The following is a 20,309-nucleotide window of genomic DNA, read 5'->3' on the forward strand; positions in this document are numbered from 1 at the left end:
TTACTCCTTCGCCTGTGCCGAATCGCCGTGCGCGGACCCGCGCGGTGCGGGTGCGGCGGACACCAGCGTACCGATTCTGTCGCCCATGAGGGCGCGGGTCACGTTGCCGGGCTCCGCCATGCCGAACACGCGCATCGTCAGGCCGTTGTCCTGGCTGAGCGCGAAGGCGGCGGCGTCGACCACCCTGAGCCCCTGGGCCAGGGCGTCGGCATAGGTGACGAAGTCGAGCCTGCGGGCCTGGGGGTTCGCGTTCGGGTCGTCGTCGTAGACGCCGTCGACGCCGTTCTTCGCGACCAGGAGCTCATCGCAGTGGGTCTCCAGCGCGCGCTGGGCGGATACGGTGTCCGTCGAGAAGTACGGCATGCCGGCACCGGCGCCGAAGACGACGACCCGCCCCTTCTCCATGTGGCGGATCGCGCGCAGGGGGATGTAGGGCTCAGCGACCTGCTGCATCGCGATCGCGCTCTGCACGCGGCAGGGCACGCCCGCCTGTTCGACGAAGTCCTGGAGGGCGAGCGCGTTCATCACCGTGCCCAGCATGCCCATGTAGTCGGCGCGGGCGCGGTCCATGCCGGCTCGCGAGAGCTCCGCCCCGCGGAAGAAGTTCCCGCCGCCCACGACCACGGCGACCTGGACGCCGCCGCGCACCGCGGTGGCGATCTGCTCGGCGATGCCCCGCACGACGACGGGGTCCAGGCCGACGTGCCCGCCCCCGAACGCCTCGCCGGACAGTTTCAGCAGGACCCGTCGGTCCGTCCTGGGGGTCATCGATTGCTCCTTCGCCCGCATTGTGGTCGGTGTCGTGATGAGTGGTCGGTGTCGTGATGGCCCCGCCCCTTGAGGGGCGGGGCCATCACCGGCGCCTCAGGCTCCGACGTGGACGCGGACGAAGTCCGTGACCGTCGCGCCGGCCTCCTTGAGGACCTGGCCCACCGTCTTCGACGGATCGCGGGCGAAGTCCTGGTCCACCAGGCAGTTGTCCTTGAAGTAGGCGTTGAGGCGACCCTCGACGATCTTCGGGACGATCTTCTCCGGCTTGCCCTCCTGGAGGGTCAGCTTCTCCAGCGTCGCGCGCTCCTTGTTCAGAACCTCGGCCGGGACGTGGTCGCGATCGAGGTAGGCGGGCTGGAAGGCGGCGATATGCATCGCGACGTCGTGGGCGATGGAGGCGCCGGCGGCGTCCGTGACCACGAAGACGCCCACCTGCGCGGGCAGGTCCGGGCTCGTCTGGTGCAGGTAGAGGTCGACGTGGCCGCCCTCGACGCGCACGACGCGGCGCACCTCGATCTTCTCGCCGATGACCGCGCCCATGCCGTTGACGAGGTCCTGCACGGTTCCCTCGCCCGAGGGCGCGGACAGCAGGGACGTGAGGTCCGCGGCCCCGGACGCCACAGCGGCGTCGAGGACCTTCTGCGCGAAGTCGATGAACTTCTGGTTCTTCGCCACGAAGTCGGTCTCGGAGTTGACCTCGACCATGACGCCCACCGTGCCGTCGACGACGGTGGCGGCGACCAGCCCGGCGGAGGCCACGCGGTCCTCACGCTTGGACAGCGAGCGCAGCCCCTTGAGCCGGATGAGCTCGAGCGCCTTGTCCTTGTCCCCGTCGGCCTCGGTGAGGGCCTTCTTGACGTCCATCATGCCGGCGCCGGTCTGCTCGCGCAGCGCCTTGACGTCGGCGGCGGTGAAGTTCGCCATCGATCTGTCTCCTTTCGGGAGGGAAGTCATTCAGTCCTGAGCAGTCTCGGGGGCGGCGTCCTCGGCGGGCTCTTCAGCCGTGGCCGTGCCCGGCTCGGGGACCGGCTCCGTCTCGGAGGCGGCGTCCCCGGCCGGCGAGGATCCCTCGGCGGCCTCGGCACCCTCGAGCAGCTGGCGCTCCCACTCGGGAAGCGGCTCGGCGGCGCCCTCCTGGGCGCCCTCGTCCTCGACGCCCTCAGCAGCGGGCTTGCGGGCCTCGGAGCGGGCGAGCAGCCCCTCTGCGACGGCGTCGGCCACGACGCGGGTGAGCAGCGAGACGGCGCGGATCGCGTCGTCATTGCCCGGGATGCGGTAGTCGACCTCGTCCGGGTCCGCGTTGGTGTCCAGGATCGCGACGATCGGGATCGAGAGCTTGCGGGCCTCGGAGACCGCGAGGTGCTCCTTCTTCGGATCGACGATCCACACGGCGGAGGGGACCTTCGCCATGTCACGGATGCCTCCCAGGGTGCGCTGCAGCTTGTCCTTCTCGCGGCGCATCATGAGCAGCTCCTTCTTCGTGCGCCCGGAGGCCGCCACGTCGTCGAAGTCGATCTGCTCGAGCTCCTTGAGGCGCTGGAGGCGCTTGGAGACCGTGTTGAAGTTCGTCAGCATGCCGCCGAGCCAGCGGTGGTTGACGTAGGGCATGCCCACGCGACGGGCCTGCTCCTCGACGGCCTCCTGCGCCTGCTTCTTCGTGCCGACGAACAGGACGGTGCCGCCGTGGGCCACCGTCTCCTTGACGAAGTCGTACGCGATGTCGATATCGGCCAGCGTCTGCTGGAGGTCGATGATGTAGATGCCGTTGCGCTCGGTGAGGATGAACCGCTTCATCTTCGGGTTCCACCGGCGGGTCTGGTGCCCGAAGTGGACACCCGCCTCCAACAGCTGACGCATGGTGACGACTGCCATGATCGTCCTCTCCCTGCGCGGATGCGCAGGCCATGGGCACATCGTGCCCGCTTTCGGTTGTCACCCGGGCGGAGGTCCCGCGCCGGATCCTGGCGCCATGGCCGACCGCCACCCCGAGGGGACCCAGGCGGCCGCGCCCCGTCCCGTGGGACCGGATCGCACCGGGTCGGGAACGGAAATGACGCGCGAAGTCATCCGCCGCGAGGGCGGACGCCGCGTCAAGTGTAGTCCACGCGGAGGCCTTCCCCCTCCGCCACCGCATGTGACCCGGGTCCCCACGGCGGCCCGCCTCCGCGCCCCGTACTGTGTGCGGGGACATCGAGGAAGGGGGATCCGTGCTCACAGCGCTGATCGGCATCGCGCTCGGGATGGGCCTGCCCGTCCAGACGAGCATCAACGCGCGCCTGCGCAGATCGACGGGGTCTCCCTTCGTCGCCTCGCTGGCGTCCTTCACGGTCGGCGCCGCCTGCCTGGGCGTCGTCACCCTGGCCTCGCGTTTTTCCCCGGACCCGCCGTCGGCGTCCTCTCCGACCAGCCCGCGTGGATCTGGGCCGGAGGCATCCTCGGCGTCGTCTTCCTCACCGGGAACCTCCTGCTCCTCCCCGTCCTCGGCGCCGTCCAGACCGTTGTCATCCCCGTGTTCGGGCAGATCGCGATGGGGCTGCTCATCGACGCCAACGGGTGGTTCGACGGTCGGGTGGTGCCCCTCGGCGTCCCGCGGTCGGTCGGAGCGCTCCTGGTGGCCGCGGGCGTCGTGGGGGCCGTCGTCCTCACGCCGAGGGCGTCCCCTCTCCCCGCACGGGGCGGCGACGACGGGCGGGGCCCGCGCGGCGGTCCGGCCGCCACATGGTCGGCCCGCGGGCTGGGCCTGGTCTCCGGCATGCTCTCGGCCTGCCAGACGGCGATCAACGCCCACCTGGGTCAGGTCCTCGGCTCGCCCGTCGCCGCGGCGTTCACCTCCTTCGCCGTCGGCTCGCTGGTCCTGGCCGTCATCGTGGCGGTCCTGCGCACGCCGCTGAGGCTCTCCCGACCCGAGGGGGCGGCGAACCCGTGGTGGATGTGGATGGGCGGCCTCCTGGGAGGGGCCTTCGTGCTCGGGAACGTCTATCTCGCCGGGCGGGTCGGCACCGGACTGACCGTGCTCCTCACGCTGACCGGGTCCATCATCGGCGGTCTCCTGGTCGACCGCTTCGGGTGGTTCGGGACCGCTCCCACGCGGACCCGTCCCATCCAGGTGGCCGCCGTGCTCGTCATGCTGGCGGGGGCGGCGCTCACGCGGCTCGGCTGACCTTCTCCCGTCCACAGGACCTGGGGGCCCGCCGGGCTCTCCACAGTCCGCACCGCGGCGCTGGCGCCGGGAGGCGCGTTCCGCGACCATGTCCGCATGCGCACACCGGTACGGTTGATCAGCCTGACGATGGCCGCGTGCGTGCTCGCGCTGGCGGCCGCCGCCGAGCCCGCGGGCGCCGGAGGACCTGATGACGCCCACCAGCCGTGGAGTTGGCCCACCGACGGCCCGGTCCCCGTGGTCCGCTCCTTCGACCCGCCGGAGCAGCCGTGGCTGTCCGGCCACCGCGGCGTCGATCTCGATGTCGCGGTGGGCGCCACCGTGCGGGCCCCGGCAGAGGGCACCGTCGTCCAGGCGGGCACGGTCGTCGACCGCGGTGTCGTCTCCCTGCAGCACGGCCAGGTGCGCTCGACCTTCGAGCCCGTGGACCCCCTGGTCTCCGCGGGCGAGCACGTGTCGCGAGGGCAGGCGATCGCCACGGTCGCAGCCGGCCACTCCCCCGGGGCCCTGCACTGGGGCGCCAGGATCGGCCGCGAGCGCTACGTCGATCCCCTGCGGATGCTGGTCTCCCGCGTGGTCCTCAAACCCTGGGAGGGGTGAGCGGAGCGCGGGGGAGCCGCTCAGGCGCGCGGATGGGCCCGCCGGTAGACCTCCGACAGCCTCCGGGCGTCCACATGCGTGTAGCGCTGCGTGGTCTGCAACGAGGCGTGCCCCAGCAGCTCCTGGACCGCGCGCAGGTCGGCGCCCCCCTCGAGCAGGTGGGTGGCCGCGGTGTGCCGGAGGCCATGGGGGGCCAGGTCGCGGACGCCGGCACGGGCCGCCAGCCGGTGCAGCGCGCCGCGCACGACGCGCTGGTCGACACGGCCTCCGCGGGCGCCAAGGTACAGGGCCGCGCCGCTGCCGGAGGTCACCAGCGCGGGCCGGGCCCGCTCCAGCCAGATCTCCAGGGCGCGCGCCGCCGGATCCCCATAGGGGACGACGCGCTCCTTGTCGCCCTTCCCGATGACCCGAAGGGTCTGCGTCTGCGGCATGAGAGAGCCGACATCCAGGGCGCACAGCTCTGCCACCCGGATCCCGGTGGCGTAGAGCAGTTCGACGATCGACCAGTCGCGCACCTTCACCGGGTCCGCCCGGCCGGGCTGCTCGAGGGCCTCCGCCCGGGCGCGGTCCAGGAGCCCGTCGACGGAGGTGCGATCCAGGACCTCCGGCAGGCGCTGGTCCGGCCGGGGCGCCGACAGGAGCAGCGCCGGATCCCGGGACAGCACACCGTGCTCATGCGCCCAGGAGGTGAACGCGCGCAGCGACGCCATGTGCCGGGCCACCGTGGAGCGGGCGGCTCCCCCCTCCGACAGCGCAGCGAGCCACGACCGCAGGGACCTGGTCGTCACGCGGGCGCGGAGGTCCTCCGCCGTCGGCGACGGGTCCAGGCCGAGGTGCCGGAAGAGGGACTCGACATCTGCGGAGTAGGCCGCCACCGTGTGCGGGGACAGGCCCCGCCCGTCGCGGAGATGGCGGATCCATCGGGACAGGACCGCGGCCCCGTCGTCCCCGGTGCGCTCCGCGCGCTCAGGTGACGTCGTCATGGCGCCCATGGTAGGCGCCGTGTCCCGGGAGACGCGCCCACCCCGAGGGACCGGACTCCACCCACCCCTCGACCTCGAGGCGGCCCAGGGCGGAGAGGACGTCCCGCTGGGACATTCCCGAGGCACGGATCAGGCGGTCCACCGAGGTTGCGCGGCGCGCCGGCAGCGCCTCCCAGACCCGGCGCTGACCGGTGGGAAGGGCGTCCGACCCGCGGTCCCCCGCCACCGGGGCCCCGGGGACCGGCTCCTGTCCGATCAGGGCGAAGGAGCTGATGAGCTCCATGACGTCGCGGGCATCCCGCACCAGTGCCGCCCCCTGCCGAAGGAGCAGGTGGCATCCGCGCGAGGACCCGGAGGTCACCGGCCCGGGTACCGCGCCCACGTGGCGGCCCAGCTCCATCGCGCGGCGCGCCGTGGACAGCGCCCCGGAGCGTTCGGAGGCCTCGACGACGACCGTCGCCGAGCCCATCGCGGCGATCACGCGGTTGCGCCCGATGAAACGCCATTTCGCGGGCCGCCATGACGGCGGGACCTCGGAGAGGATCGTTCCCCCGGCCGCGACCATGCGGTCGTACAGGTCGGCGTGCGCCGCCGGGTAGAGGCGGCCCAGACCGCCCGCCATGACCGCACGGGTGCGCCCTCCCCGCGCCGCGAGCGCCCCGCGGTGGGCGGCGCTGTCGATGCCGAAGGCTCCGCCCGAGACCACATCGATCCCCTGCTCCGCCAGTTCCAGGCCCATGTCGGCGGCGACGTGCTCGCCGTAGTCGGTGGCCGCCCTGGACCCGACGACGGCGACCGCGTCCCCGCCGCCGACGGGCGCCCCGAGGGCCCACAGGGCATGGGGGCGCAGCCCTCCCAGGTCGTCCAGCGACGCGGGCCATTCCGCGTCCTGGGGGATGACGATCCTGCCGCCCAGGCGCTCGAGGGCCTCCAGGTCGCCCAGGGGGTCCGCGACGAGGGCGCGCGGATTCCAGCGCGCCCAGGCCTCCTCGAATCTGCGGGAGCCTCCCCGCCCGTCGCGCGCCAGGCCGTCGGGCAGAGGCCCCGGCTCCGGGCGCAGCGCCCACTCGATGGCCGCGGGATCTCCCAGCGCGGCGCGCAGGGCACTCGCATGGGCGTCTCCCGGCTCGGCGACCGCGCACCACCACGCGCAGGCCAGCCTCGGATCCTCAGGCGGCGCGCTCATCGCGGTCCCCTGTTCGCAGCGTCATGGCCTCTCCCAGGTCGCGGTCGTCGGGTCGGTCCCGTCCGTCGAGGTCGGCGAGGGTCCACATGAGCCGCAGAACCCGGTCCGCTCCGCGCAGGCTGATCCTGCCCCGGTCGACCCACCGGTCCAGGTCGGCCGCCAGCGACGGTTCCAAGGGCGCGTGCTCCCGGATCCAGGTGCCGGGCAGACGGCTGTTGAGGGCCCACGGGGTGCCCGCCCACCGCCGGGCGGCCCGCCGACGCGCCCGCGTGACCCGCTCGCGCACGCGCGCCGAGGTGTCCGCCCGGTCCAGGGCCAGGTCGGCGCGCGTGGGCGCGCGCATGGCGACTTGGATGTCGATGCGGTCCAGCAACGGACCCGACAGGCGCGAGAGATAGCGTCGGCGCTGCAGGGCGGTGCACGTGCACGACCCCCTCCGGGAGTCCCGGTATCCGCATGGGCACGGGTTCGTGGCCAGGACCAGTTGGAAGGCGGCCGGATAACGGGCTGTGGCCAGCGCCCGGTGGATCGTCACGGTTCCCTGCTCCAGGGGTTGGCGCAGCGCGTCGAGCGCCTTCGCCGGGAATTCGGCCGCCTCGTCGAGGATCAGGACGCCGCCGTGGGCGAGGGACACGGCGCCCGGCCGGGGCACGCCGCCTCCGCCTCCGATGAGGGCCTGCATCGTGGCCGAATGGTGGGGGCGCTCCACCGGGGGCGTGCGGATGAGCCCCCCGGAGGGGTCGAAAGCCCCGGCCACGGAGTGCAGCGCCGTGACCTCGACGGCCGTCTGGTCGTCCAGTTCCGGCAGGACGGTGGCGAGCCGGGAGGCCAGCATCGTCTTGCCGGCCCCGGGCTCCCCGATGAGGAAGAGATGGTGCCCGCCAGCCGCCGCCACCTCCAGCGCCCGCCGTCCGAGAGCCTGTCCGCGCACGTCCACGAGGTCCAGGGACGGCCCGACCTGCGCGGGGGCGATGTCCCTGGGCTCCGCGGGCCCGCCGGGCGGTCCGAGCAGGCGCGGGCGTTCGGCCCGCCCTCCCGCCCAGGTGACGACCTCCGCCAGGTGGTCGAACCCGAGGACCTCGATCCCGGGCACCAGGCGCGCCTCGGCGACGCAGGCCGCAGGGACGACGGCACGCCTCACGCCCTCGCGGGCGGCCTCGATGAGTGACGGGAGGATGCCGGGCACCGGTCTGAGCGCCCCGTCCAGACCCAGTTCGCCCAGCATGACGGCGTCCGCCGCGGCCGCCGCGCAGATGCCGCCGTTCGCGGCCAGCACGCTCATCGCGATCGCGAGGTCGAAGCCTGATCCGTGTTTGGGGAGTCCCGCCGGGGAGAGATTGACGGTCATGTGCCGGTCGCGCACCTCCGTCCCGCATGACTGCAGCGCCGCACGGACGCGTTCGCGCGCCTCCCTGACCGAGGCGTCGGGCAGCCCGACCAGGGTGAAGGCGACCAGCCCGCGCCCGACATGGGTCTGCACCTCGACGAGATGGCCCTCGAGCCCGACGAGGCTGACCGCGAGGGTCGCCGCCACCGATGCGGCGCTCACGGGGCCACGCCCCTCACCCAGTCGATCGTGGCCTGCGCCAGCGCGTCCCCGGACGCCGGAGCGGCCCCTCCCCGCCAGGGCACGGTCACGGCGACCACGTCGAAGCGGACGTTCCCATGGACGTCGTGGGCCGCCAGCCAGGCGGCGGCGAGACGCCGCACGCGGGCGAGCTTCGCCGGGCCGACGGATTCCAGCGCCGAGCCGTACCGGTCGCCCGTCCTGGTGCGCACCTCGACGACGACGACCTGCCCGACGGCGACGTCGAAGGCGACGATGTCCAGCTCGCCGCGCCGTCCGTCGCGCCAGTTCCGATCGAGGATGCGCAGGCCGCGGGCCGTCAGCAGATTCGCTGCCAGCGCCTCGCCCGCCTGTCCCAGTTCTCGTCTGCGCTCTGTGCGCATGGCGTCACCTCCGCGCACACCCTCGCAGTCCCGCCGGGCCGCGGGCCACCGACCGGCGTCTCGGATGTGGACGGATCGGGGCCTTCCGGGCCGCTTGTGGACGGGGCGTCAGGGGATATCGAGCTCCGGCTTGGACAGCTCCTCCACATTGACGTCCTTGTAGGTGATGACGTGGACGGACTTCACGAAGCGCGAGGAACGGTAGATGTCCCAGACCCAGGCATCGGTGAGCGTCAGCTCGAAGAAGACGTCCTGCCCGACGGGGCGGGCCTGCACATCGACCTTGTTGCACAGGTAGAACCGGCGCTCCGTCTCCACGACATAGCTGAACAGGCCCACCACGTCGCGGTACTCGCGGAAGAGTTCCAGTTCCAGCGCATTCTCGTAGCCCTCGATGTCCTCACTGCTCACGGGACCATCATGCCCGATCCGGAGGCCCCGGGGGTCATCGACGGGGAGGGAGCCGCGCCCGGCAGGTGCCAGGACACGCGGTGGAGCGGGCTGGGGCCGAGCTCGGAGAGCGCCTGAACGTGCGCGGGAGAGGCGTATCCCTTGTTGCGCGCCCAGTCGTACCCGGGATCGTCGACGTCGCGCATCCACGCGTCGCGGGCCACCTTGGCGAGCACGGAGGCCGCCGCCACGACGGCGCAGGTGGCGTCCGCGCGGACCCGGGTGACCACGGGGACGCCCAGCTTCTCCCATCCGGGGGCGCTCAGCCAGTCGGCGGAGCCGTCCAGCAGGACGACGCCGGGAGAGAGCCCCGCCTCGCGCACGCTGGCCAGGGCCCGCCTGCCCGCCAGCCGCAGCGCGACGACGATGCCGTGGGCGTCGACCTCCCGGGAGTCCGCCCAGCCCACCGCGGACCCCAGCAGCCACCGCGTGAGGGGCTCGCACAGCCTTTCACGGCGTCTGGGCGTGAGCATCTTCGAGTCGGCGAGGCCCTCCGGCGGCGCACAGCATCCGGCGTCGACCACGGCCACGCCGACGGCGACCGGCCCGGCCAGCGCGCCCCGGCCGACCTCGTCCATGCCGGCGACCGCGCCGAAGCGGGCGGCCAGGGAGAGCTCGACCTCGCGTCCGGCGGTGCTCCTCACCTCGCCGCGCCCGATTCGGCGTCCGGCACCTCGTCGAAGGCCTCGCGTCCGCCCAGGCCCGTCCAGTGCCCGATCGGCCAGATCACCCAGCGAGCCCGACCGACGACATCGCCGACCGGGACGAAGGGCGTCTCGCCCTCGCCCATGTGGTAGCGCGAGTCCGCGGAGTGCCCGCGGTTGTCCCCCATCACCCACAGGGTGCCCTCGGGGACGGTGACGTCGAAGGGGATCGTCGAGGGCGCCTGGCCGTCCGCCAGGTACGGCTCGTCCACGGCGACGCCGTTGACCGTGAGGCGCCCGGCGGCCGTGCAGCAGGCCACGCGATCGCCGCCCACTCCGATGACGCGTTTGACCAGGGTCTGCTCCCCGTTGGCGGGCACGAAGCCGATGAACTCCCCCGCTGAGCGCAGCGCGCCCGCGATCCCCCCGGAGTCGACGGCCGGCAGCCAGCCGAGGGAGTCGTTGAACACCACCACGTCGCCGCGCTGGATGTCGCCGGTCCAGTGCGGCAGGCGCAGGACGGCGATGCGGTCGTCCTCGACCAGCGTGTCGTGCATGGACTCCGAGGGGATCCAGAAGACCTGCACGACGAAGGCCCGCAGCAGGGAGGAGATGACGACGGCGATGAGGACGACGAGCCCGAGCTCGCGCAGCCAAGACAGGGCGCCCCCGCCCTCCCCGGCCGGTTCCCTGCGCGGACCGGCGGCGTGCCGCGCCCCGTCCACCATGTGCGCCCGCCCTTCCCCCGGTGCCTCCCGGATGCTGGGACCGGGTCCGGCGCCTGAGGCGCCGGACCCGGCTGAGATCACTCCTCGGTCGCGTAGTCGCGGTACTCCTTGACCTTCGCGGCCTTGCCGTGGCGATCGCGCAGGTAGTACAGCTTCGCGCGACGGACGTCGCCGCGGGAGACGATCTCGATGTGGTCGATCGAGGGCGAGTGCACCGGGAAGGTGCGCTCGACGCCCACGCCGAAGGAGATCTTGCGGACGGAGAAGGTGGCCGACACCCCGTGCCCCCGGCGGCCGATGACGACGCCCTGGAAGATCTGGATACGGGACCGGTTGCCCTCGACGACCTTGACGTGCACTTTGACGGTGTCGCCGGCACGGAAGTTCGGGATGTTGTCGCGCAGCGAGGCCGCGTCGACCGCGTCGAGCTTCTGCATGTTCACTCCTCAACGCGTCTGCCGCAGGCCAGCCACGTCGATCCGGCAGGCTCGGGGCCTGCTCCTCATGTGCGGGTCCGACGCCTCGGCGTCCCCCTGCGGCAGGCTGCGCCGCGCCGGGCCCGACGGCCAAGTCTGCCACACCTCGGGCCCTCGTCCCAAGGGAGGGGCCCCGCGCTCAGGCGACGGAGGGCGTGACGTTGCGCACGAGGACGTCGTCGATGTTCGGCGTGTCCCCGACCATGAAGGTGCGCCGTCCCGCGACCGAGAACCCGTGGCGCCGGTAGAAGCGCCGCGCCCTCCGGTTCGCGATGTTCGTGCCCAGGACGACCTGCGAGTTGCGCCCCCGCGCCTCGACGTCGGCCACGGCCCGTTCCAGGAGCGCGCCCGCCACGCCCGAGCCGTGCCATTCCGCCCGCACGTAGCACTTCGACAGGTAGGCGGCGCCGAGCTCGATGCGCCCGGGCCGCACCAGGTCGGCGGGCATGCCGTCGGTCCCTCCCAGGATCGTGCACGTGTACCCGATGAGCTGGGGGTCCTCTTCGCGCAGCTGGGCGACGAGGATCCGGTGATCGCCGGGATCTGCGAGATAGCGGTCGAACACCTCCTCGGAGAGGTGCCGGCCGAGGAACGCCTCGATGTCCGCCTCCCCCAGGTGCGGCGGGCAGGCCAGGGGGAAGGTGTCGCGCGCCAGACGGGCCAGCTCCGACGCCTCGTCGCGGCGGGCCGGGCGCAGCGACACGTCCGCCCGTCGGGGGACGAGGACGCGTCCGGCGCCGGCGAGGACCTCCCGGTCGCGCCCGTCGAGGTCCTTCGCGTCGAGGGCGTCGATGAGGTCGGGGCGTCGGCGCGCGGTGCGCACCAGCGAGCGGTCGCGTCGCCATCGGGCGATGCGCGCGTGGTCCCCCGACAGAAGGACCTCTGGCGTCTCGATCCCCCGCCAGGAGCGCGGACGGGTGTAGACGGGATATTCGAGGAGCCCCGCCGCCGAGTAGGACTCCTCGACGAGGGACTCCGGGTTGCCCAGCACGCCGTCAAGCAGGCGGGCGACCGCCTCGACGAGGACCAGGGCGGCGGCCTCGCCGCCATTGAGCACGTAGTCCCCGATCGAGTACTCGAGGACCTCGACCTCCTGGTCGCGGTAGTGGTCGGCGACCCGCTGGTCGATGCCCTCATAGCGCCCGCAGGCGATGACAAGCTGGTCCGCTCCGGCCAGGTCCTGGGCGATCGCCTGGGTGAGGGGCACGCCGCTGGGCGTGGGGAAGGCCAGGATGCGACGCCGGGGCGGGGCGTGGGGGTCGAGGACGGGCTCGGGGGCGTCCCCGCCCTCCTCATCCGCCTCCGGCGGCGTGGGAGGGGCGGCGAGCACCTCGTCGAGGGCGCGCCCCCAGACGTCGGCGCGCATCACCATGCCGGCTCCCCCGCCGTAGGGCGCGTCGTCGACGGTGCGGTGCCGGTCCGCGGTCCATCCCCGGAGGTCGTGGACCACGACGTCGAGCAGTCCCGCCTCCCGGGCTCTGCCCATCAGGGAGAAGTCCAGGACATGGAAGTAGGCGGGGAAGATCGTCACCAGATCGACGCGCATCAGCGGGCGTCTCCCGGGCCCCGGGACGTCCCGAGGTCGGCGGGACCCTCCTCGTCCTCGAAGAGCCCGGGGGGCGCGTCGATGACGACGCGCCCGCCCTCGACATCGACGACGGGGACGAGCTGGCGGACGAAGGGCACCATGATGGTGCGTCCGTCGCGGCGCACGAGCAGCAGGTCCTGGGCGGCCCCCGCCTGCAGCCCGGCCACCTCTCCGAGCTCCTCGCCCCGCGGGGTGACGGCCCGCAGCCCCTGGAGCTCATGGGGGTACCACGCGTCCTCCTCCGTGACGGCCTCCACTAGGAGTTCCGCTCCGCGCAGCGACTCGGCGTCCTCGCGGGTGAGCACCTGCTCGAAGCCGGCGTAGACGCGGCTCTTCTGGGTGCGCAGGGATGCCACCGTCAGGGTCGGCCACCGGGGATCCGACGTGCGCAGCTCCGATCCGGGGCTGAGGCGCCCCGGGGAGTCGGTGCGCACATCCAGGACAACCTCGCCGTGCAGCCCGTGCGCCGGCCCGACCACAGCCGCCCTCAGTTCCATGGCACCCCCACGTTCGATTCCGTCCATCCGGTCCATCCTACCGGCGCGCGCGGAAGGGGCCCGGGATCGCTCCCGGGCCCCTTCTCTTGGTTCGTGTTCCGCCGGTCACTCGCGGTCCGTGTCGACGACGTCGACACGGACCGGCCCGTGCGTGGAGAGCGCGCCCATGACGGTGCGCAGCGCGCGGGCCGTGCGCCCGCCGCGCCCGATCACCCGCCCGAGGTCCTCCGGATTCACGCGGACCTCGAGGAGCTCGCCGCGCCGCTGGTTGCGCGACGAGACGCGGACGTCCTCCGGGTGGTCGACGATGCCGCCGACGAGATGCTCCAGCGCGTCGACCAGCATGGTCAGGCGTCCTCGGACGGGGACTCGGCCTCGGCGGGCTCGGCGGAAGCCTGCTCCTCGGCTTTTTTGGCGGACTCGGCGGCCTTGCGCTTCTCCGCCGCGTCCTCAGCGGCCTTCACCGCGTCGGCGGCCTGCGCGGCCTTGTCGGCCTCGGAGACCTTGACGCGGGAGACCGCGTCCTTCTTGCCGTGGAACTTGGCGATGTCGCCGGTGAGGACCAGCAGGTTGCGGACCTGGTCGGAGGGCTGGGCGCCCACCGACAGCCAGTACTGGGCGCGGTCGGAGTCGATCCGGATGACCGAGGGGTCACGGGTGGGATCGTAGACGCCCACCTCCTCGATCACGCGGCCATCGCGCTTCTTGCGCGAGTCCACGACAACGACACGGTAGAAAGGCGCGTGGATCTTGCCCATGCGCTTGAGACGGATGCGAACTGCCACTGGTGTGGTCACTCCTGTTTCGTGTTCGGGTGGACCGCGCACGTCACCGGTGGGTCACGGATCGGTGAGCGCTCCTGGACACGACGTCGGGCGGAGAGAGGGTCCGCACGCGCCGGGTACAAGAGTTCATTGTGCCACGGAAACCGCGGGGCCCCAAGCATCGGCGCCGCCCCGCGCGCCGACGCCCCCGTGCGATCCGTCACCCGCCGACGACGACCCGCCCGCCCAGGACGACGGCGCGCGGCCGGGCGAGCGCTCCCGGATCCGCCGTCGGGTCCGAGTCCAGGACCAGCAGGTCGGCGCGAGCCCCCTCCTGGAGCGAGTCCACCCGCAGGGCGTCGCGGGCCCGCCATGTCGCATGCGCGAGGATGCGGTCCGGAGACATGCCGGCACGCGACCACAGCGCGAGCTCGCGCGCCAGCTCGCCGTGCGGCTGGTAGCCGCCGGCGTCCATGCCGGGCAGGATCCACACGCCGGAGCCAAAGAGCCGCTCGGCGTGGGCGCGCCGCTCCCGGTGCATCGCGCGCATCGTCGCCGCATAGCGCGGGTAGCGCCGGCCGGCCTGGTCGGCGAAGGAGCCGAAGAGCTCGACCTGGACGAGCGTGGGGGTCACCATGACGCCGCGCGCAGCGGCCTCGGCCATCTGGTCGTCGTCCATGCCGGTGCCGTGCTCGATGTCGTCGACGCCGGCCTCCAGGAGATCGTCGACCACCCGGTGAGAGAAGCAGTGCACGGCCACGCGGGCGCCCTCCTCGTGGGCGGCGGCCACCGCGTCCCGGAGGATCTCCCGGGGCCACAGGGGATCGAGGTCGGACTCGGCGCCGCCCGCTCGGTCGATCCAGTCGCCCACGAGCTTGACCCAGCCGTCGCCCGCCCGGGCCTGCCGGAGGACCTCCCCGGGTAGGTCGCCCGGGTCCTCCAACTCGACGGCGAGACCCCGCGTGTAGCGTTTCGGCCGCGCGATATGGCGCCCGGAGCGCACGAGAACCGGCAGGTCGGGGCGGCCCTGGACCCAGGAGTCGTCCACGGGCACCCCGCAGTCTCGCACGGCCAGGACGCCGGAGTCGCGGTCGGCCAGGGCCTGGCGCTCCTGCTCCTCGCGGCCCACCGGGCCCGAGGGCCCGATGCCGATGTGGCAGTGGACGTCGACCATGCCGGGCACGATCCAACAGGCGGGGACGGCCTCGTCGCGATCCCGTCCCTCTCCCGGGCCGGTCACGCGGTGGAGGCGTCCGTCCTCCCACGTCCACGTCCCGTCCACCCATACCGGGGTCTCCCCCGGCGCCTCGCGCCACAGAGCACGTCCCTCCAGCGCCACCTCAGCGGCCCTGGAGCATGCGCTTGATGTCGTCGGGCAGGTCCTCCAGGCCCGGGCGGGCGGCGGGAGGCACCGCCGGGGCGCTCGTCAGGCCGAAGGCGGATCCGGCGGGCGCCTGCGCCTCCTCGCCCCCGCGCTGGTCCTTGGGCAGCAGCGCCTCGAGCTCCTGCTGGCGACGCCTCGCGGGATTCCCGGAACGGGCCTTCTTCTTCACCCGGGCAGCGCGCGCGGCCGCCTGACGCTGTTGGGCCCGCTGTTTCGCCTTGCCGCCCTGACCGGGCATCGACCCCATGCCAGGCATGCCCGACATCTGGCCCATCTGCCCCATCATCGCCTTGGCGGCCTCGAAACGCTTGACGAGGCCGTTGACGTCGGTCACCGTGGTGCCGGAGCCGCGGGCGATGCGCGCGCGCCGCGACCCGTTGAGGATCGAGACATCGGTGCGCTCGGCGGGCGTCATCGAGCGCACGATCGCCTCGACGCGGTCGACCTCGCGCTCGTCGAAGTTCTCCAGCTGGTCGCGCATCTGCCCCATCCCGGGGATCATCCCGAGGACCTTCTTCATGGAGCCGAGCCTGCGGACCTGCTGGAGCTGGGAGAGGAAGTCGTCGAGGGTGAGCTCCCCCGACATCGCCTTGGCCGCGACCTTCTGGGCCTCGGCCTGGTCCATCCGCTTCTCGGCCTGCTCGATGAGCGTCATGACGTCGCCCATGTCGAGGATGCGCCCCGCCATGCGGTCGGCGTGGAACCGCTCGAAATCATCGAGGCCCTCGCCGGTGGAGGCGAAGAGCACGGGCGCTCCCGTCACGCCCCGCACCGAGAGGGCCGCGCCGCCGCGGGCGTCGCCGTCGAGCTTCGAGAGGACGACGCCGGTGAAGCCGACGCCGTCGCGGAACGCGGTCGAGGTCCTCACGGCGTCCTGGCCGACCATCGCGTCGAGGACGAAGAGGATCTCGTGGGGGTGGACGGCTTCGCGGATGGCGATGGCCTGGTCCATCATCTCCTGGTCGACGCCCAGCCGGCCGGCGGTGTCGACGACGACCACGTCGATGCCCGACTCGAGGGCATGGGCGAGACCGGAGCGGGCGACCTCGACCGGGTCGCCGACCCCGTCGCCTGGCTCGGGGGCCCAGACCCCCACGCCGGCGCGGCCGCCGACGACCTGGAGCTGGTGGACGGCGCCCGGCCTCTGGAGGTCGGAGGCGACCAGGAGGACCGAGCGCCCCTCCTCGCGCAGCCATTTGCCGAGCTTCCCCGCCAGCGTCGTCTTGCCGGCGCCCTGGAGGCCGGCGAGCATGAAGACCGTCGGCCCGCGGCTGGCGAAGTGGAGCTCTCGGGTCTCCCCGCCCAGGATCTCGACCAGTTCGTCGTGGACGATGCGCACGACCTGCTGGCCCGGGTTCAGCGCCTTCGAACGGGCCGCGCCGTAGGCCTTCTCGCGGACGTCGGTCGTGAACTGTCGGACCACGGGCAGCGCGACGTCGGCGTCCAGCAGCGCGCGGCGGATCTGGCCGATGGTGTTGTCCACGTCGGCCTCGGTGAGCACGCCGCGTCCGCGCAACTGCTTGAAGGACTGGCTGAGACGGTCCGAGAGATTGCCGAACACTCTTCCCCACTTCCGATTCGAGGGCGGCGGACTGACGGCCTGGACGGGCCGGAATTGCTGCCGCCCAGACTACCGCACGGGCGCAGGCCGCCCCCAGCCGGGGCCCGGCGCACCACTGAGGCCCTACTCGCGGGCCAGGGTCTCCCAGCATGTCCGCGCCAGCGTGTTGACGAGGCTGGCGCGCCACGGGTTCCACGCCTTCTCCCCCGCGGCCACCGAGTCCGCCCGGGTGAGCGCGACCAGAGCGGCCAGCAGCGCCGGATCGCGGTCCACGGCGTCGAGCACCTCGGCCACGGTCGCCGGGTCGTCCGGGTCGCGCGTGGTCGCGGCCTGGGCGAGAACCAGATGGCGGGCGACCAGCGAGACCACCGCCGGCGCCCACTCGCCCATGCCCATGCGCTCCAGGATCCCCCCGACCAGCGAGGCCCCGATCCGCGGGTGGTCGACGCCCCCGTCGGGCGGGCGCTTCCCGACGTCATGGAGCAGCGCGGCCAGCAGGGCCGTCGGCCGGTCGATGATCGAGCGGTCGAAGGGGGGGAGCCAGTCGGCCCGCCCGTCCAGCATCACGCCCATCTCGGCGACGGTCCCCACGCAGTGGCGGTCGACCGTCCACCGGTGGAACTCCGCCCTCTGGGGTCGCGATCGAAGGGCCTCCCACTCCGGGATCCACGCGGCGGGCACACCCGCGCGGTCCAGGGCGAACCATGTCGGGATGACCCCCTTCCCGGCGCCCAGGAAGTCGAGGAACAGGTGGGCGCGATGGGAGCTCCAGGCCCCGGTCCCGGACAGCGCCCCCGCGCGCACCCCGGAGGCGATGTCGTCGAGCGTCGCGGAGGAGGGCGGGAGCCCTGTGCGCGCCGAGGTCCCGGCGAGCTCGAGGACGGCCGAGGGGTCGCGAGCCAGCGCGGCGTCGGTGAAGACCAGCGCGTCGTCGGAGACGGCCACCCCGAAGCCCAGCTGATCGAGGTGGGCGACGGGATGGGGCAGGCGCGGGGACCTGGGGCGGGAGATCCGGCGGCGCAGCCCGCCCGGACCCCATGCCTCGCGCGCGCCCAGGGCCCGGTGGACGGCCGCCTCGGTGGCGGCCGCGATCTCCCCGCCCGCCCGGGCCACCATGCGCATGAGGTCGGCCTCCGCGTCGATGCCGGCGAACCCGAGGTCCGCGGCGACCGCGCCCTGGTGGACGCGCAGCAACTTCGCCGTATGGCGGCGCGTCACCCGCTGGAGGCTGTCGCGCACGTCGAGGAGGAACGAGGCCGCGTCCTCGACGCGGTCGTGGGGATAGTCAGTCAGCCAGGTCGCGGCGAGCGCCCTCATGAGGTCGAGATCGCGCAGCCCGCCGCGGCAGGCCTTGAGGTCCGGCTCGTTGACACGGTCGAGATCGCCCTCGTCCGCCCACCGCTCGCGCGCGCCGGTGAGCAGCTCGTCGACGCGCGTGGGCGCGGCGCGGCGCAGGTCCGAGCCGACCGAGGCGCGCACTGCGTCCGTGAGTTCCCGAGAGCCGGCGACGACGTGGAGGTCGAGGAGCCCGGTGAGGGCGGGAAGGTCGTCGGCGGCGACCTGCCGGCACTGCGCCGGGGTGCGCACCGAGTGGTCGACGGACACTCCCGCGTCCCACAGCGGGTGGAGGACGTCGCGGGCGAGGTCCAGGACACGGCCCTCCAGGCGGTGGGGCATCTCGTGGAGGAGGACCAGGTCGATGTCGGAGACGGGGCCGCCCTCGGCGCGCGCGAAGGATCCGACGAGGCAGAGGGAGAGGGGGCCGATCGTCGTGTCGCGGGTGGCCCCCGCCCAGACCTCGGCGAGCGCGCTCGTCACCAAGCCCCGGATGACACGACGGAACGCCCTGCCCGGCCCCGGGTCCCATTCCCCTCCCGCGAGGGGGTGGGGCGGATCGAGGTCGAGCAGGGCCTCACCGAGTCGCGTCACGACGGCAGCGCTCCCCTCTCACAGGGCCTGCGGTCCGGACTCGCCCGTGCGCACGCGGACGACGTCGTCGACGGGGGTGACCCAGATCTTGCCGTCGCCGATGTTGCCGGTGCGGGCCGCCGTGGAGATCGCGTTGACCGCGGCGGGCACCTCCTCGTCGCGCACCAGGGTCTCGAGGCGGATCTTGGGCACCACGGTGACGGCGTACTCGGCGCCCCGGTAGACCTCGGTGTGCCCCTTCTGCCGGCCGGTGCCCGAGGCCTCGGAGATCGTGGCGCCCGTGAGCCCGAGGGCCTCCAGGGCCTCGCGGACCGGATCGAGGCGGTAGGGCTGGATGATGGCGGTGATGAGCTTCATGGGAGTTCCTCTCAGGCCAGCCGCGCCGACGCGGTGGGGTTGTCGTAGGCCGTCTCGGAGTGCTCGGCCAGATCGATGCCGCGGACCTCGTCCTCGGGCGAGATCCTCCAGCCCATCGTCGCACGCAGGGCGAGGCCGAGCACCGCCGTGATGACGCCGGAGAAGACCAGCGCGCACAGGGCGATGAGGATCTGCGTGAGCAGCTGGCCCGCGCCCCCGCCGTAGAACAGTCCGGTCTCCGTGGAGAGGAACCCGATGAGCACCGTGCCCGTGAGGCCGCCGACCAGGTGGACGCCGACGACGTCCAGCGAGTCGTCGTATCCGAAGCGGAACTTCAGGCTCACCGCCGCGGCGCACAGGGCGCCCGCGATCAGGCCGAGGACGACGGCCCCGATCGGGTCGATGGACCCGGCTGCGGGGGTGACGGCCACCAGGCCGGCGACGACGCCGGAGGCGGCGCCCAGGGAGGTGGCGTGTCCGTCGCGCAGGCGCTCGACCAGCATCCAGCCGAGCACGGCGGCGCCGGTGGCGACCGTGGTGTTGACCCAGGCCAGGCCCGCCAGGTCGTCGGCGGTGAAGGCCGAGCCCGCGTTGAATCCGAACCAGCCGAAGAAGAGCAGGGCGGCGCCCATCATGACGAAGGGCAGGTTGTGGGGCCGCATCGGCTCCTTGCCGAAGCCGGGGCGCTTGCCGATGATGAGGGCCAGCACGAGCCCGGCGATGCCGGCGTTGATGTGGACCACCGTGCCGCCGGCGAAGTCGATGGGCGCGACCCCGGTGAGGGAGGCGATGGGCCCGTCGGCCGACAGGAAGCCGCCGCCCCACACCATGTGGGCCATCGGGAAGTAGGAGAAGGTCACCCACAGCAGGACGAAGACCAGCCACGTCGAGAACCGGACACGTTCGGCCAGGGAACCGGAGATCAGGGCGACGGTGATGATGGCGAAGGTCATCTGGAATGCGACGCCCACCCATCCGGGCACGCCGTAGCCGTCGACCGCGGCGCCGTCGAAGCTGCCGCGCAGCCCGAACCACTCGAAGGGGTTCGCGAAGATCCCCCCGATGTCGGTCGGGCCGTAGCTCATCGAGTAGCCCCACAGCGGGTAGACGACCGCCACGACGGCGATGACCCCGAAGGACATCATCATCATGTTGAGGACGGACTTCGTGCGGCTCATGCCCCCGTAGAAGAGGGCGAGCCCGGGTGTCATCAGGAGGACCAGAGACGCTGAGGTGAGCATCCAGGCTGTGGCGCCTGTGTCGAGTGTGTCCACGGGATTG

At 73.0% G+C, this 20,309-nt stretch carries 22 protein-coding genes and 1 pseudogene; 3 read left to right on the forward strand and 20 right to left on the reverse strand.

What is annotated here, in order from left to right; genetic code table 11:
- From pyrH to rpsB, 3 genes are all read right to left on the reverse strand, one after another.
- Nucleotides 1-768, reverse strand: a complete 768-nt coding sequence (gene pyrH, locus ACFQWG_RS05175; protein WP_380972804.1) for a UMP kinase — start codon at nt 766-768, stop codon at nt 1-3.
- Between the two features lie 96 nt (nt 769-864).
- The gene (tsf, locus tag ACFQWG_RS05180) at nt 865-1,695 is read right to left on the reverse strand and encodes a translation elongation factor Ts (protein ID WP_380972806.1); all 831 of its coding nucleotides are present in this window, start codon (nt 1,693-1,695) and stop codon (nt 865-867) included.
- A 30-nt stretch (nt 1,696-1,725) separates the two neighbouring features.
- Entirely contained in the window at nt 1,726-2,643 is a 918-nt protein-coding gene (gene rpsB / locus ACFQWG_RS05185; protein ID WP_380972809.1) for a 30S ribosomal protein S2, read from the reverse strand.
- Between the two features lie 335 nt (nt 2,644-2,978).
- Here rpsB and ACFQWG_RS05190 point away from each other — a divergent pair.
- From ACFQWG_RS05190 to ACFQWG_RS05200, 3 genes and pseudogenes are all read left to right on the forward strand, one after another.
- Nucleotides 2,979-3,134 (forward strand): annotated as a pseudogene (locus tag ACFQWG_RS05190) (DMT family transporter); the annotation flags it as partial.
- Nucleotides 3,110-3,931: a DMT family transporter gene (locus tag ACFQWG_RS05195; RefSeq protein WP_380976239.1), complete on the forward strand. Its 822-nt coding sequence runs from the start codon at nt 3,110-3,112 to the stop codon at nt 3,929-3,931. The pseudogene ACFQWG_RS05190 and the gene ACFQWG_RS05195, both read left to right, overlap by 25 nt.
- 96 nt (nt 3,932-4,027) lie before the next feature.
- The gene (locus ACFQWG_RS05200; protein ID WP_380972811.1) at nt 4,028-4,531 is read left to right on the forward strand and encodes a M23 family metallopeptidase; all 504 of its coding nucleotides are present in this window, start codon (nt 4,028-4,030) and stop codon (nt 4,529-4,531) included.
- A gap of 20 nt (nt 4,532-4,551) precedes the next feature.
- Here ACFQWG_RS05200 and ACFQWG_RS05205 read toward each other — a convergent pair whose 3' ends face one another.
- The 17 genes from ACFQWG_RS05205 to ACFQWG_RS05285 all read right to left on the reverse strand — a co-directional run bounded on the left by ACFQWG_RS05205 (nt 4,552) and on the right by ACFQWG_RS05285 (nt 20,302).
- Nucleotides 4,552-5,514: a tyrosine recombinase XerC gene (locus tag ACFQWG_RS05205; protein WP_380972813.1), complete on the reverse strand. Its 963-nt coding sequence runs from the start codon at nt 5,512-5,514 to the stop codon at nt 4,552-4,554.
- The gene (dprA, locus tag ACFQWG_RS05210) at nt 5,498-6,700 is read right to left on the reverse strand and encodes a DNA-processing protein DprA (RefSeq protein ID WP_380972816.1); all 1,203 of its coding nucleotides are present in this window, start codon (nt 6,698-6,700) and stop codon (nt 5,498-5,500) included. The genes ACFQWG_RS05205 and dprA overlap by 17 nt, the downstream gene beginning before the upstream one ends.
- Entirely contained in the window at nt 6,684-8,249 is a 1,566-nt protein-coding gene (locus tag ACFQWG_RS05215; protein ID WP_380972818.1) for a YifB family Mg chelatase-like AAA ATPase, read from the reverse strand. The genes dprA and ACFQWG_RS05215 overlap by 17 nt, the downstream gene beginning before the upstream one ends.
- Nucleotides 8,246-8,650, reverse strand: a complete 405-nt coding sequence (locus ACFQWG_RS05220) for a YraN family protein (protein WP_380972821.1) — start codon at nt 8,648-8,650, stop codon at nt 8,246-8,248. Before ACFQWG_RS05220 ends, ACFQWG_RS05215 begins: the two co-directional genes overlap by 4 nt.
- 108 nt (nt 8,651-8,758) lie before the next feature.
- Nucleotides 8,759-9,061, reverse strand: coding sequence for a DUF2469 domain-containing protein (locus ACFQWG_RS05225; protein WP_291495860.1), 303 nt, complete (start codon nt 9,059-9,061; stop codon nt 8,759-8,761).
- Nucleotides 9,058-9,678: a ribonuclease HII gene (locus ACFQWG_RS05230; RefSeq protein WP_380976241.1), complete on the reverse strand. Its 621-nt coding sequence runs from the start codon at nt 9,676-9,678 to the stop codon at nt 9,058-9,060. Before ACFQWG_RS05230 ends, ACFQWG_RS05225 begins: the two co-directional genes overlap by 4 nt.
- Before the next feature lie 62 nt (nt 9,679-9,740).
- On the reverse strand, nt 9,741-10,472 hold the full coding sequence (gene lepB, locus ACFQWG_RS05235) for a signal peptidase I (protein WP_380972824.1): 732 nt from the start codon (nt 10,470-10,472) through the stop codon (nt 9,741-9,743).
- A 77-nt stretch (nt 10,473-10,549) separates the two neighbouring features.
- A complete protein-coding gene (rplS, locus tag ACFQWG_RS05240; RefSeq protein WP_380972827.1) occupies nt 10,550-10,909 on the reverse strand; it encodes a 50S ribosomal protein L19 in 360 nt (119 codons plus the stop codon).
- A 178-nt stretch (nt 10,910-11,087) separates the two neighbouring features.
- Complete coding sequence (gene trmD, locus ACFQWG_RS05245) at nt 11,088-12,494, reverse strand: tRNA (guanosine(37)-N1)-methyltransferase TrmD (protein ID WP_380972830.1); 1,407 nt, start codon at nt 12,492-12,494, stop codon at nt 11,088-11,090.
- Entirely contained in the window at nt 12,494-13,033 is a 540-nt protein-coding gene (rimM, locus tag ACFQWG_RS05250; protein ID WP_380976243.1) for a ribosome maturation factor RimM, read from the reverse strand. The genes trmD and rimM overlap by 1 nt, the downstream gene beginning before the upstream one ends.
- 105 nt (nt 13,034-13,138) lie before the next feature.
- On the reverse strand, nt 13,139-13,378 hold the full coding sequence (locus tag ACFQWG_RS05255; RefSeq protein WP_291495871.1) for an RNA-binding protein: 240 nt from the start codon (nt 13,376-13,378) through the stop codon (nt 13,139-13,141).
- A 2-nt stretch (nt 13,379-13,380) separates the two neighbouring features.
- Entirely contained in the window at nt 13,381-13,818 is a 438-nt protein-coding gene (gene rpsP, locus ACFQWG_RS05260; RefSeq protein WP_291495873.1) for a 30S ribosomal protein S16, read from the reverse strand.
- Nucleotides 13,819-14,017: 199 nt separating this feature from the next.
- The gene (locus ACFQWG_RS05265; protein WP_380972834.1) at nt 14,018-15,136 is read right to left on the reverse strand and encodes an amidohydrolase family protein; all 1,119 of its coding nucleotides are present in this window, start codon (nt 15,134-15,136) and stop codon (nt 14,018-14,020) included.
- Between the two features lies 1 nt (nt 15,137).
- Nucleotides 15,138-16,742: a signal recognition particle protein gene (gene ffh, locus ACFQWG_RS05270; protein ID WP_380972837.1), complete on the reverse strand. Its 1,605-nt coding sequence runs from the start codon at nt 16,740-16,742 to the stop codon at nt 15,138-15,140.
- A gap of 123 nt (nt 16,743-16,865) precedes the next feature.
- The gene (locus ACFQWG_RS05275; protein ID WP_380972840.1) at nt 16,866-18,671 is read right to left on the reverse strand and encodes a [protein-PII] uridylyltransferase family protein; all 1,806 of its coding nucleotides are present in this window, start codon (nt 18,669-18,671) and stop codon (nt 16,866-16,868) included.
- Between the two features lie 18 nt (nt 18,672-18,689).
- Nucleotides 18,690-19,028 carry a P-II family nitrogen regulator gene (locus tag ACFQWG_RS05280; RefSeq protein WP_291495881.1) on the reverse strand — a complete coding sequence of 113 codons (339 nt, stop codon included), beginning with the start codon at nt 19,026-19,028 and terminating at the stop codon, nt 18,690-18,692.
- A gap of 11 nt (nt 19,029-19,039) precedes the next feature.
- Nucleotides 19,040-20,302: an ammonium transporter gene (locus tag ACFQWG_RS05285; RefSeq protein ID WP_291495883.1), complete on the reverse strand. Its 1,263-nt coding sequence runs from the start codon at nt 20,300-20,302 to the stop codon at nt 19,040-19,042.
- Nucleotides 20,303-20,309 lie beyond the last annotated feature (7 nt).

The organism is Schaalia naturae (genome assembly GCF_042665795.1).
Lineage (GTDB): Bacteria > Actinomycetota > Actinomycetes > Actinomycetales > Actinomycetaceae > Pauljensenia > Pauljensenia naturae.